The organism is Streptomyces sp. NBC_00076 (assembly GCF_045041235.1).
Classification (GTDB): Bacteria; Actinomycetota; Actinomycetes; order Streptomycetales; family Streptomycetaceae; genus Streptomyces.
Map to the genome: position 1 here is coordinate 9158805 of NZ_CP108242.1, position 12986 is coordinate 9171790.

Consider the following 12986-nt stretch of genomic DNA (forward strand, 5'->3'; position numbering starts at 1 on the left):
CCGCGGTCCCGAAGGGCCCAAGGAGCGGTCGCTCACATCGCCGCTACCGCGGGATGAGCCGGATATGGCGGATGACCTTGCGGTGGTGGGTGTAGGCGATGTGGAGGGCCCCGTCCGGTGTCTGCGTCACCGAGGGATACGACAGTTCCCGGTTGAGGCCGTCGCGGGAGTTGTTGGTGAGGCAGTGTCCGTCGCCGGTCACGAGGTCGGCGCGCAACGGCCAGCTGAGGCCGCCGTCGGACGAGAGGGCGAGGCTGAGCGGGGCGCGCGGGGCACCCCAGAACGCGGTCGACGGCGCCTGCCGTACCGCCGTGGGCGCCGAGCCGCCCGGGGCCTTGGGGTCGGCGAGCCCGCCCGTGTCGTCGAGCTCGTCGTAGAGGGAGACGCGGCGGGCGGTCGCGTCGGCGGCGCTGCTGTGGTTGTAGACGAGGGCCAGGCGGCCGTCGGCCAACGGGGCGTACTGGATCGAGGAGTTGTTGTTCGGCAGATCGAGCGGTTCCGGCTCGCTCCAGGTGTCGCCGTCGTCCAGCGACACGGACCGGTGCACGGCGTCGGCGCGCCGGCTGCGGTAGAGGGCGAGCAGGGAGCCGTCCGGCAACTGGTGGACGTTCATGTGGACCAGGCCCGTGGAGCCGGGCACGGGCTGCTCGGACCAGGTGCCGCCCTCGTCGTCGCTGATCATCACGGCGCTGGTGTCGAGGTCGCCCGACCACTTCTCGCCGGGAGCGGTCCGGCAGCGGAAGACGGGCAGCAGCAGACGGCCGGTGGGCAGGACGACGGGTGGCTGACGGACGAAGACGCCGCCGACGCCCGGGGCCGCGGGGAACAGGGTGCGGGTCGCCTCCCAGGTCGTGCCGTGGTCGTGGCTGACGCGCAGCCGTACCTCGGCGGTGTCCTGGTCTCCGCCTTGCTGTGCGGTGTGCAGCAGCCACAGGGCACCCGAAGGCGTGGGGAAGAGCACGGGGTTCTGCTCGGAGCGTGTCGGGTCGTCCGAGAGGCGGACCGGCTCCGTCCATGTCGTGGTGCCGGGTACGAGGCGCGAGAACCACACGCTGATGTCCGCCATGCCTTCCTGCGTGCCGCCGAACCAGACGCAGCCGAGGTCCCCGCCGGGCAGCACGGTGAGGTTGGCGGCGTGGCTCTGCACGGTCGGTGCGGGCAGCGTGGTGTCGGTGCGGTCGAAGGAGTCGAGGAGTCGGTTCGTCACAGTGCCTCTCCAGAGGTCCGGGCAGCGGCCAGGTGCCCGCGGGCGGTCTGCTCCAGGTGCACCAGGTCGCAGGCGACGGTCGCGAAGGTGAAGCCCTCGGCGAGGCGCTTGGCGGCGCTCGCCCCGTCCGGGTTGTGGATGCCCGAGGCGATTCCGGCGGCGGCCGCCGCCTCGCGTACGGTGCCGAGCGCGGCCTCGAACTTGTCGGCCAGGGTAGGGTCCGTGGACGAGGCGCCACCGAGGGCGATGCGCAGGTCGGAGGGGCCGACGTAGACGCCGTCGAGGCCCGGCGTCGCGCAGATCGCCTCGACGTCGGCGAGTCCTTCGGCCGTCTCGATCATGGCGAGGACGACCGTGCTGTCGTGTGTGTCGGCCGGGTCGGGGCCGATCCTCAGCGCCGAGCGCATCGGGCCGTAGGAGCGTCGGCCGTGCGGGGGATAGCGGACCGCGGCGACGGCCTCGGCGGCCTGCTCGGCCGTGTCGACCAGCGGCACGATCACTCCGGTCGCGCCCGCGTCGAGGGCACGGCCGATCGGGGCGGGGGCATTGGCCTCCACCCGGACCAGGCCGACGGCCGTGGAGCCCCGGCTGTCGATCGCGAGGAGGTTGTTGAGCATGCCGGAATAGCCGAACAGGCCGTGCTGGGCGTCCAGCGCGACGTAGTCGTAGCCGAGGCGGGCGATGCGTTCGGTGGCCACGGGCGCGTCCATCAGGCACCAGTAGCCGAGCAGTTGCTCGCGGGCGCGCAGGGCGGCGGTGAACTCTGCGGGGGTCATGGGTGGTTGTTCCTTCACAGGGGCACAGGGGCACAGGGGCACAGGGGCACAGGGGCACAGGGGCACAGGGCGCGGGGGCTTCGAGGACCCCTACAGGATCAGCGGTTGTAGGCGGGCATGGGGCCGCGCAGGCCCGCGCCGACCTCGTCGCAGGCGGCGGTGACGTCGGCGGGCAGCGGTCCGGCCTGCGCGGCGACGAGGTTGGCGCGCAGGTGGCCGGTCCGGGAACCGCCGAGCAGCAGGGCGTCGGTCGAGTCCCGGTCGAGGAGCCAGCGCAGGGCCAGTTCGGCGAGCGGGATGCCCGCGCCCTCTGCGACACGGGTCAGTTCGGCGACCGCGTCGAACAGACGCGGGTCCCAGTAGCGCTGCCGGTACATGTCCGCGAGCCGGGAGTCGCCGAACCGTCCGCCCTCGGGGGCCTTCTCGTAGCGGTGCCGTCCGGTGAGGAGGCCTCCGCCGAGCGGGTTGTAGACCATGGTGCGCAGACCGGTGACGGCGGCGTACGCCGCATACTCGACGTATTCCTCCTCGATCCGACGGGCGAGGAGATTGTGCAGCTGCTGGGCGACGACCGGGCGTGGGGCGCCCACCTCGTCGGCGACGCGCACCAGTTCGGCGATCTGCCAGGCCGCGTGGTTGGAGACGCCGAGCGCGAGGACCTTCCCCTCGGCGACGAACTCGGCGACGGTGGCGAGGGTTTCGGCGAGGGGTGTGGTCCGGTCGGGCTGGTGCAGATAGAAGAGGTCCACGCGGTCGGTGCCGAGGCGTTTGAGGCTGCCGTCCAGGGCGGCCCGCAGGCCGAGGGCGGACAAGGGGGCGTGCTCCCCCTGGTCGGGGTGCGGCATGCCGGCCTTGGTGGCGAGCACGATCCGGTCGCGGTGGGCGGGCAGCAGCTCGGCGAGGATGCGTTCGCTCTCGCCGCCGGCGTAGCCGTTGGCGGTGTCCACGCCGGTGATGCCGGCCTCCAGCGCCGTCGCGAGCATGTCCGCGGCGCCCGCCCGGTCGACGGTGTCGCCGAACGTCATGGTGCCGAGGACGAGCCGCGACAAGGGCACGGGCACGTTCGGCAGTTCGATGCCGGTGGTCACTTGCCGGTTCCTTCCGGTGAGACGGTGTGGGGGGTGTGGGGTGTCTGGGCCGTGTGCGGCTCCGGTGCGGTCGTGGCCGGGGCCGGGGTCCGGGTCGGGGTCGAGGCCGCCAGGGTGCGGGGTTTGAGCCCCCTGATCGCCGTGGGGTCGAGGGCCGCGCGGCGCAGCGAGCGGGTGTAGGGCTCGACGGGGGCGGCGAGCACGTCGGCGGTACGGCCGCGCTCGACGACCTGCCCCGCCTTCAGGACGACCACGTCGGTGCTGATCTCGCGCACCACGCCGAGATGGTGGGCGATGACGATGTACGTGATGTCGGTCTCCTCCCGCAGTTCGCGCAGCAGATCGAGGACCTGGGCCTGCACGGACACGTCGAGAGCCGAGGTGGCCTCGTCGCAGACCAGCAGGTCGGGCTCCGAGGCCAGGGCGCGGGCGATGCCGATGCGCTGACGCTGCCCGCCGGAGAATTCGTCCGGCCGTCGTTCCAGTGCCGTGGCCGGCAGTCCTACGCGGTCCAGCAGCCCGGCGGCGCGGCGGCGCCGTTCGGTCCTGTCCTTCACGCCCGCGACGCGCAGCGGTTCGGCCACGATCTCCAGGGCGGTCAGGTGCGGGGCGAGGGATCCGTAGGGATCCTGGAAGACCATCTGGACGCGGCGCCTGAGCGGCCTCAGGCGTCGCTCGGGCAGCGTGGCGAGGTCGGTGCCGTCCAGCACGATCCGCCCGGAGGCGGGCTTGAGCAGTCGTACGATCGCGCAGGCGATGGTCGACTTGCCGCTGCCCGACTCGCCGACGACGGCGAGCGAGCCGCCCCGGGGCACGCTGAAGCTGACGTGGTCGACGGCGCGTACGGTGCCGGACGGCGTGGGGTAGTCGACGACGAGGTCCTCGACGTCGAGAAACGCCGACGCGTCAGCCACGTCGGTCGCGTCCGGTGTCGCTGCTGGGCTCATCGGGCTGCTCCCTGTGCGCTGTGGTCGTCGAGCCCGTCCTCGTCCCAGGGGCCGAGGCTCGGGACGGCCGCGAGGAGTTTCCCGGTGTACGGGTGTGCGGGCCGCTCGACGATCTGCTGGGCGGGCCCGGACTCGACGAACCGGCCCTCCTTCATGACGTGGATGCGGTCGGACACCAGCCGGGCCACGCCGAGGTCGTGGGTGATCATCAGCATGCCCACGCCGGTGCGTTCCTGGAGTTCCATCAGCAGGTCCAGAACGCTCGCCTGGACGGTGGCGTCCAGGGCGGAGGTGGGTTCGTCGGCGACCAGCAGCCGCGGTTCGGCGGCCAGCGCGACGGCGATGAGGATGCGCTGGAGCATGCCGCCGGAGAACTGGTGCGGGTATGCCTTCCAGCGGGTCTCGGGCCTGCTGATCCGTACCTGGTCCAGCAGGTGGGTGCCGCGCTCGCGGGCCTCGGCCCGGGACAGGCCGGGGTGGCGCAGCCGCAGGGCGTCCCCGAGCTGCCGCCCGACCGTGTGGACGGGGCTGAGCGCGGTCATCGGGTCCTGGGGAATCAGGGACACGGTGCGGCCGCGCACCCGCCGGGCCGCCTCGGGGTCGGCGACGACGTCCTCGCCGGCGATGCGGGCGGTGCCGGACAGCACGGCGAGTCGTTCGGGCAGCAGCCGCAGCACGCCCATCGCGGTGGTGGACTTGCCGGAGCCGGACTCCCCGATGAGCGTGACGGTCTCGCCGCGTCCGACGGTGAAACTCACGCCGTCCACGGCGCGGACCACGCCACGATGGGTGAGCAGTTCGATCTGCAGGTCCTCGACCTCCAACAGGGCGCTGGAAGACGGCGAGGTGTCGCGGGTCATGGCTCAGGCTCCCTTCGCCGGCTTCTTCGTACGGATGCGGTCGCGCAGGCCGTCTCCCATGAGGTTGACGCCGACCACGAGGATGGCGATGACCAGGCCGGGAAGCGTGACCAGCCACCAGGAGGTGGTGATGTAGTCCTGGCCGTCGGAGATGATGCGGCCCCAGGTGGCGAACGGGCGCTGGGGCCCGGCGCCCAGGAAGCTGAGGGCGCTCTCCAGGAGCACGGCCTGGGCGAGCAGCAGCAGGACCACCAGGCTCGCGGGGCGCAGGATGTTGGGAATGATGTGCCGCCCGAGCACGGACCAGCTGCGCATGCCGAGCAGACGGGCGGCCGCCACATACGGTTTCTCGCGTTCGACGAGGACCAGGGAGCGGGTCAGCCGGGCCACTTCCGGCCACTGGGCGATCGCGATCACGCAGGTGATGACGGTGACCGACGGGCCGAAGAGGGCGACGACGAGCAGCAGCATCATCAGCAGGGGCAACGCCAGTTGGGCTTCCAGGAGTCGGCTGACGACCGTGTCGATCCAGCCCCCGAAGTAGCCGGCCGCCGAGCCCGCGGCGATCCCGATGACGCCGGAGACCAGGACCGCGAGGATGCCCACGGACAGCGACACCTGGCCGCCGTGCAGGATGCGGGAGAGCAGATCGCGTCCGAGCTGGTCGGTGCCGAACACGTGCCCGTCGGTGAGCGGCGGCAGCCGGCGCCCCGCGAGGTTCTGGGCGTCCGGGTCCGGCAACGGCAGCAGGCTCGCGAGGGCCACCGGAAGGGCGACCAGCGCGGTGCACAGGGATCCCGCCCACAGCTTGAAGCGGGCGCTGCGCCGCTGCCTGGTGGCGGTGGCACGGGCCAGGTGCTTCGCGGTGACCGCGCTGGGCCGGGCGGTGCCGTCGGTCGGGGTGAGCGTGGCGGACATGTCAGGCCGCCTTTCCGAGTCGTACCCGCGGATCGAGAAGCGGGTAGGCGAGGTCGACCAGGAGCTGGACGAGGATGGCGAGGGTCGCCGTGACCAGGACGGTTGCCTGGATGAGCGGGTAGTCGCGGGTCTCCAGGGCGCGGACGACGAGGGAACCGACCCCTGGCCAGCCGAAGACGACCTCGACCACCACGACTCCGTTGAGCAGCGCCGCGAAGCGGGTGCCGACCGCGGTGACCAGCGGGACGGAGGAGTTGGCGAGTGCGTAGCGCCAGGTGAGGGCACGTTCCGAGACACCGCGGGAGCGGGCCACGGTGATGTACGGCGAGGCGAGCGCTGTGGTCATCTCGCGGCGTACGAGCCGTGAGACGAGGGCGAGTTGGAGGGTCGCGATGGTGACGGTCGGCAGGACGAGGCCGCTCCAGGACGTGAAGCCGGAGGCGGGCAGCACAGGCAGCAGCACGGCGAAGACGGTCAGCAGCATCACGCCGGTCCAGAAGTCCGGCATGGACTGTCCGGCGATGGTCAGGACGTTGGCTCCGAGTTCCCGCGAGGTGTCGGCGCGGCGGGCCATCCACACCCCCAGTGGGACCGCGACGGCCACGGTGACGGCGATCGCCGCGACGGAGAGCGTGATCGTGTACGGCACGCGGTCCAGGACCACGCTGAGGGCGGAGTCGTGGAAGGAGTAACTGGTGCCGAGGTCGCCCCTCAGCAGGTCGCGCAGGAAGACCCCGTACTGGGTGATCAGCGGTTTGTCGAGGCCGAACTGGGCGCGGATCCGCTCCAGGTCGGCGCTGGTGGCGCTCGGTGGGGCGTATGCGGAGGCGGGGTCTCCAGGGGCGAGCCGGACCAGCACGAAGACCGTGGAGAGGGTCAGGAAGACGGTCAGCAGGCTCTGACCGAGACGGCGGGCGAGGTACTTCGTCACGGCTCAGCCCTCCAGCCGTACGGCGGTCAGGTCGTAGGAGTTGACCGGCAGCAGCCGGATGCCGTCGACGCGGCCACGGCGGGCGAGGACGGTCTTCGGCACGAAGGCCCACATCGCCGGCCAGGTGTCCCAGACGGCGTGCTGGGCGGCGGCCAGCTTGCGGTCACGGGCGGCGGGGTCGGTCTCGGTCGCCGCGTCGGACAGCCGTCGGGCGATGCTCGGGACGACGTAGCCCATGAACGCGTCGCCGGTGCGCTCGTCCTCGGCCGTGCCCGCGTACATCGCCTGCAGCATGGTGACGGCCTGGCCGGTGGGGCCGGGGAAGCCGTTGCCGATGACGTCCCAGTCGCCGCCCTTGCCCTGGCGCCACTTGAGGATGTCGCCGCCGGGCTCGAACTGTCGCAGGTCGGCGCGTACACCGACCTCCTTCAGCATCTCCGCGACGGCCTCCATCACGGAGGCGTCCGCCGCGAACTCGCCCGACTCCCAGATGATTTTGATCCGCAGTCCGTCGGCGCCCAGGGATCCGAGCAACTGCCGTGCCCGTGACGGGTCGTGGGCGTAGCGGCCGGTGCGTTCGGCGCCCTTGAGACTGAGGGGGACCACTCCCTGGGCCTGCTCGGCCGAGTCGGTGAGCACGTCCCGGACGAGGGACTCGCCGTCGATGGCGTACGTCAGTGCCCGGCGCACCCGGGCGTCGGCGAGCGGGTGCTTCCTCGGCTTGCGGAAGTTGTAGAAGAGCTGGCAGATCCGCACCCCGGAGGTCTGCTCCAGATGCACGCCGGGCAGCCCGGTGAGCTGTTCGGCGGAGTCGGGGGTGATGGTGTCGATGACGTCCAGTTCGCCGCTGCGCAGGGAGACGACCCGGCTCGACTCCTCCGGCACGAAGCGGACCCGGACCCGTTCGACGGGCGGCCGCCCGCCCCAGTACCCCGGAACACGGGCCAGGGTGTACTCGCCCGCGCCGCTGTTGGCGCCGGCCACCCGGTAGGGGCCGGTGCCGACGCCGGAGCGGAGTTCCTCGGGCCGGTTGTCCTTCGCCGGGGTGATGAGGATGTTGGCCATCAGCCGGTCCAGAACGGGCACCGGTTCGCGGGTGTGGAGCCGGAAGGTGCGCTCGCCGGTCGCCTCGACCTCGGGGAGTTCGGGGAACAGGCCGAGGATGAACGAGCCGGCGACCTCTCCGTACATCCGCACCGCGGTGGCCACGTCGTCGACGGTCACGGGCCGGCCGTCGGAGTAGCGGATCCCGTCGCGCAGGCGGACGCTCCAGGTGGTCGGTGCGGTCATCTCGAACCGGTCGGCGAGGACCAGTTGGAGTCGCATGTCCGGACCGATGGCCGTGAGGGCCTGGCGCACCGCCCGCTGCACGGTCACCGCGGCGTCGAACTGGTTGAGCTTGTTGTCCAGGCTGACCAGCGAGCGGTTCAGCCCGAGCGTGAGGGTGCCGGGGCCGGGGGCGCCGGTGGGGCCGGCGCAGGCGGCCAGTGGGGAGAGAGCGAGACCGGCGCCGCCCGCGGCGCCCCAGCGCAGCAGGGTGCGACGGCTGGGCGTCTCACTCGGGGGAGTTCGGGTCATCGTCGACCTCTCGGGGTTTTTTGTGCGGCGACCGGCTCGGGACGGCGTCCGGTCCCGCAGGACGCCGTCGGTTGCCGTCGGTTTCTGTCGCGCCGGAAACCGTTCCATGGTTGCGCGAATCACGCAAGAGGTCTCGCGCACATCGCGCAGGTTGTGCCATCATCGAGTGTCGAGGCGGCCCCGCGCGCCTCCTTCGACTACAGGTCCACTGCAGGTCCACCAAGGGTCCAGGAGGATGACGTGTCTTTCCCCGAGCCCGCGCCCTGCGCCGTCCGCGGTGAGCGGCCGCCGCGAGGTGTCCTCGCCCTCGCCGACGACCTGTCCGGGGCGGCGGAGACCGCGGTGGCGCTCGGTGTGACGGGCCGGATCGTGCTCGGTCCGGCCTCTTCGGACCGGCAGCCGGACGGCGAGGCCGTCGTCGTCGACCTCGACTGCCGGTGCCTGCCCGCGGCCGAGGCGGCCCGCCGGGTACGCGAGGCCCTGCGAGCCGTGCCCTCGGACGTTCTGGTGCTGAAGAAGGCCGACTCGCTGCTGCGAGGCAACCTCGCCGCCGAGACGGCCGCCTGCGCCGACGGCGCCGAGGGCGTCGTCGTCGCCACCGCCCTGCCCGCCATGGGCCGCACGGTCCGCGGCGGTGTCGTCCATCTCGACGGCGTCCCCCTGCACACCACGGACGCCTGGCGGGCGGAGAGCGACGCACCCCCGCCGTCGATCTCCGCCGCGCTCGGGGACGCCCGTACGACCCTCGTCCCGCTGGAGGCGGTACGGGGCGACGCGCTGCCCGCCGCACTGCGCGCGGCGATCGCGGCCGGACACCTTCCGGTGTGCGACGCCGAGACGGACACCGACCTGGACCTGATCGCCCGGGCGGCGCTCGCGTGCGGGCCCGGTGTCCGCCTGATGGGCACGAGCGGCCTCGCCGCGTCGGTCGGCCGCGCGCTGAGGCGTACCGAGGGGGTTTGGGCACCGACCACGGCGGGACAAGGGCCTCCGGCTCCGGCCGGGCGACTCCGGCAACGGCCCCTCCTGGTGGTCGTCGGCACCGCCGATCCCTCCGCACCTGCGCAGATCGCGCAACTCACGGAGCTCGGTGCACGCCATGTAAACCTGCACCCCGACACCCTGGCCTCCGACACCCTGGCCTCCGACGCCCTGTCAACTCCGGCCGCACCGGGTCCGTTTGACAACGTGTCGGACGGTGTCACCGTCCTCAGCATCGACAGCGGCCCGGGCATCCGGCCCGGTTCGGCCCGCCGCCTGGTGTCCGGACTCGCCCGCCTCGCCGCCGACCGCGCGGGCGAGTCCGACCTCGTCCTGACGGGCGGTGAGACCGCCCGCCGCGTCCTCGACGCGCTCGGTGTTCCGCACCTGGCGCCCCTCGGCCAGATACACCACGGCGCCGTCCACGCACTCACACCCGACGGACGCCATGTCGTCACCCGGCCCGGCAGCTTCGGCGACACCGACTCCCTGCTGCGGATCGCCACGGCGCTCCGGCCGGACCTCCCTCACCCCCCACCGCAAGGAGACCTCCCGTTGAACGCGACCCCGACCGCCGACGCCCACCGTTCGCTGCCGCTCATCGCGGTGACCATGGGGGACGGCGCGGGCATCGGCCCCGAGGTGATCGTCCCGGCGCTGCTGCACCCGGACACCCTCGCCCGCTGCCGTCCCGTCGTCATCGGTGACGCCGAACGGCTGCGGCAGGCCGCCGCGATCCAGGGTGTCGACTGCGACATCGTCTCCGTGACCGCCCCGGGCGAGGCCGAGTTCCCGCCGGGCCGGGTCAACGTCGTGGACCTGGACCTGCTGCCCGCCGACCTGCCCTGGGGCCGGTTGTCCGCCCTCGCCGGCGAGGCCGCCTACCAGTACGTACGGGTGGCCGCGGACCTTGCGCTGAAGGGCGCCGTGCACGGCATCTGCACCGCACCGCTCAACAAGGAGGCCCTGCACTCGGCCGGGCATCTCTACCCGGGCCACACCGAGTTGCTGGCCCACCTCACCGGCGTGGACGAGGTGTCGATGATGCTGTCCACACCCAAGGTGAAGGTCATTCACGTCACCACCCACATCGGCCTGATCGACGCCGTACACCGCATCGAGCCGGGCCTGGTCGAGCGCACGGTGCGCCGCGGCCATGAGGCGATGGTCCGGGCCGGTGTCGTGAAGCCCGTCATCGGCGTCTGCGGCATCAACCCGCACGCGGGCGAGAACGGACTGTTCGGCTACGGCGAGGAGGAGGAGAAGATCGTCCCCGCTCTCGAGGTGCTGCGCGCGGACGGCATCGACGCCCGCGGTCCCCTCCCGGCCGACACGGCCTTCTTCCTCGCCGGGCGCGGCGACTACGACCTGATCGTCGCGATGTACCACGACCAGGGGCACGGCCCGGTGAAGGTGCTGGGCATCGAGGCGGGTGTCAACCTGACCGTGGGACTGCCCGTCATCCGCACCTCGGTGGACCACGGAACGGCCTTCGACATCGCGGGCAAGGGCGTGGCCGAGGCCGGTAGCATGGTCGAGGCCGTGCGCCAGGCAGCCGAGATGTCGTCCGTACCGGTCCGCTGAGACCGCCACTCGCAGTCCGCGCAGAAAAGGACTCCACGACAGATGTCTCCCCTCGGATCCAAGGCCCGGCGTGAACGGATCCTGCACGTGGCCACCACGACCGGCCTCACCAGCGTCGAGGAGCTGTCGCAGCGCTTCGGCGTCACGGCCTCCACGATCCGCCGGGACCTCGCCAGGCTGACCGCCGACGGCCGCCTGGCCCGGACCTACGGCGGCGCCATGGCGCTGACCGCCCACCCTGAGGCGTCGCTCAGGCAGCGTACGGGCGAGGCGTTCGAGGCGAAGCGCGCCATCGCCCGCCGGGCCGCCGCCGAAGTGCGTGCCGGTGAGACCGTGCTGCTGGACGCCGGATCGACCGTGGGCGCCCTCGCCCACGAACTGCGCTCGGCGAAGGAACTGACGGTCGCGACCACGGGGCTGACCGCCCTGCAGGAACTCTCCGACGTCGAGACGGTGCACGTCGAGTGTCTCGGCGGCACTCTGCGACCCCTGAGCCAGGGCTTCGTCGGTCCGCTGACCGAGGCCGCACTGGAACGGATGACCTTCGACCGGGTCTTCCTCGGCACCGACGGCATCTCGCCCGAGCACGGCATCTGCGAGGCCGACCTGCGCCAGACGCGGCTGAAGGAACTGATGGCCCGCCGCGCCGACCACGTCTACGTCCTCGCGCACGCGGCGAAGCTCGGCCGCCGCCCCTTCCACGCCTGGGCGAAGCTCCCGGCCGGCTGGACCCTCGTCACCGACGACGGCGCCGACCCGTCGATCGTGGCCGAGTTGCGCGGACGCGGCGTCGAGGTGGTACTGACCGAGGTGGCGCCGTCCACCGAGCCGGAGCACACGGCGTCCTCATGACCTCCACGACGCGGCGCGCCCTGGTCACCGGCGTCAGCTCGGGGATCGGCAAGGCGATCGGTGCTCGCCTGCTGCGCGAGGGCTGGCAGGTCACCGGGATCAGCCGTCGCCGTCCGGTGCCCGCGCCGGGGCTGACCTGGCTCCCGGCGGATCTGACCGAGCCCACCGAGCTGGTCCGGATCCTCGACGGCGTACCCGCCCCCGACGCGGTCGTGCACGCCGCCGGGCTCCAGCGCTCGGCACCGCTGGGCGAACTGTCCGCCGACGACGGCGAGTTGATGTGGCGGGTGCACGTCCAGGCCGGCACGATCCTTGTCGACACCCTCGCCGACCGGCTGCCCGACGGGGCCCGCGTGGTCCTCGTCGGCAGCCGCACCGCGGCCGGCGTGCCCGGCAAGAGCCAGTACGCCGCGACCAAGGCCGCGCTGCCCGCGCTCGCGCGCTCCTGGGCCGCCGAGCTGGCCGGCCGCGGCATCACCGTCAACGTGATCGCCCCCGGCCCGACGGACACGCCGATGCTCTCCGACCCCGGCCGCGCCCGCACGCCTCCGGCGCATCCGCCCCTCGGCCGGTTCGTCTCCCCGGACGAGGTCGCCGGCCTGACCGCGTTCCTCCTCGGGCCGGACGGCGGCGCGATCACCGGCCAGCAGCTCGTCCAGTGCGCCGGGGCCTCGCTGTGACGGCCTGAACGGCGCTCGCGTCGTCAGACTCCTCAGACTCAGTCCACGCAGCCCACATGCGCCAGCGCCTGCTTCAGCAGCACCCCGTGGCCGCCCGGCATCTCGCTCTGCACCGCGGGGGACAGGGCCTCCTGCGGGCTGAACCAGACCAGGTCCAGGGCGTCCTGCCGGGGGCGGCAGTCGCCGGTGACCGGGACCACGTAGGCCAGCGACACCGCGTGCTGGCGCGGGTCGTGGTACGGCGTGACGCCGTGGGTCGGGAAGTACTCGGCCACCGTAAAGGGCTGCAGGGAGGTCGGCACGTGCGGGAGGGCGACCGGGCCGAGGTCCTTCTCCAGGTGGCGCAGCAGGGCGTCCCGGACGCGCTCGTGGTGCATCACCCGACCGGAGACCAGGGTCCGGCTGACCGTCCCGTCCGGACCGATGCGGAGCAGCACTCCGATGCTGGTGACTTCGCCGCTGTCGTCGACGCGCACGGGCACCGCCTCGACATACAGGATCGGCATGCGGGCGCGCGCCATCTCGAGCTCGTCGGAACTCAGCCAGCCGGGCGTGGTATCGGTCATGTCAGACATTGCTTGATC

12 protein-coding genes are annotated in these 12986 nt (G+C 72.6%); 3 read left to right on the forward strand and 9 right to left on the reverse strand.

Going from position 1 to position 12986, the window contains the following annotated elements; translation table 11 throughout:
• Positions 1–43: 43 nt before the first annotated feature.
• From OHA64_RS41155 to OHA64_RS41190, 8 genes are all read right to left on the reverse strand, one after another.
• Entirely contained in the window at positions 44–1207 is a 1164-nt protein-coding gene (locus OHA64_RS41155; protein ID WP_405622269.1) for an exo-alpha-sialidase, read from the reverse strand.
• Positions 1204–1983, reverse strand: coding sequence for an HpcH/HpaI aldolase/citrate lyase family protein (locus OHA64_RS41160; protein WP_405622271.1), 780 nt, complete (start codon positions 1981–1983; stop codon positions 1204–1206). Before OHA64_RS41160 ends, OHA64_RS41155 begins: the two co-directional genes overlap by 4 nt.
• 98 nt (positions 1984–2081) lie before the next feature.
• The gene (locus tag OHA64_RS41165; protein ID WP_405622273.1) at positions 2082–3071 is read right to left on the reverse strand and encodes an aldo/keto reductase; all 990 of its coding nucleotides are present in this window, start codon (positions 3069–3071) and stop codon (positions 2082–2084) included.
• Positions 3068–4018 (reverse strand): ABC transporter ATP-binding protein, encoded by a 951-nt coding sequence (locus OHA64_RS41170; protein WP_405622275.1) that lies wholly within the window; start codon positions 4016–4018, stop codon positions 3068–3070. Before OHA64_RS41170 ends, OHA64_RS41165 begins: the two co-directional genes overlap by 4 nt.
• Entirely contained in the window at positions 4015–4878 is an 864-nt protein-coding gene (locus OHA64_RS41175) for an ABC transporter ATP-binding protein (RefSeq protein WP_405622277.1), read from the reverse strand. The genes OHA64_RS41170 and OHA64_RS41175 overlap by 4 nt, the downstream gene beginning before the upstream one ends.
• 3 nt (positions 4879–4881) lie before the next feature.
• On the reverse strand, positions 4882–5796 hold the full coding sequence (locus OHA64_RS41180) for an ABC transporter permease (RefSeq protein WP_405622279.1): 915 nt from the start codon (positions 5794–5796) through the stop codon (positions 4882–4884).
• Between the two features lies 1 nt (position 5797).
• On the reverse strand, positions 5798–6727 hold the full coding sequence (locus OHA64_RS41185; protein WP_405622281.1) for an ABC transporter permease: 930 nt from the start codon (positions 6725–6727) through the stop codon (positions 5798–5800).
• Positions 6728–6730: 3 nt separating this feature from the next.
• Entirely contained in the window at positions 6731–8305 is a 1575-nt protein-coding gene (locus OHA64_RS41190; RefSeq protein WP_405622283.1) for an ABC transporter substrate-binding protein, read from the reverse strand.
• 240 nt (positions 8306–8545) lie between these two features.
• On the opposite strand from OHA64_RS41190, the gene pdxA reads away from it, so the two are divergent.
• From pdxA to OHA64_RS41205, 3 genes are read left to right on the forward strand one after another with little or no spacing between them, the layout of a single operon-like run.
• A complete protein-coding gene (pdxA, locus tag OHA64_RS41195) occupies positions 8546–10870 on the forward strand; it encodes a 4-hydroxythreonine-4-phosphate dehydrogenase PdxA (protein WP_405622285.1) in 2325 nt (774 codons plus the stop codon).
• 42 nt (positions 10871–10912) lie between these two features.
• A complete protein-coding gene (locus OHA64_RS41200) occupies positions 10913–11722 on the forward strand; it encodes a DeoR/GlpR family DNA-binding transcription regulator (protein ID WP_405622287.1) in 810 nt (269 codons plus the stop codon).
• Complete coding sequence (locus OHA64_RS41205; RefSeq protein WP_405622289.1) at positions 11719–12402, forward strand: SDR family NAD(P)-dependent oxidoreductase; 684 nt, start codon at positions 11719–11721, stop codon at positions 12400–12402. Before OHA64_RS41200 ends, OHA64_RS41205 begins: the two co-directional genes overlap by 4 nt.
• Positions 12403–12440: 38 nt before the next feature.
• Here the strand turns inward: OHA64_RS41205 and OHA64_RS41210 are convergent, their stop codons facing one another.
• The gene (locus OHA64_RS41210) at positions 12441–12968 is read right to left on the reverse strand and encodes an NUDIX hydrolase family protein (protein ID WP_405624330.1); all 528 of its coding nucleotides are present in this window, start codon (positions 12966–12968) and stop codon (positions 12441–12443) included.
• Positions 12969–12986: the final 18 nt, after the last annotated feature.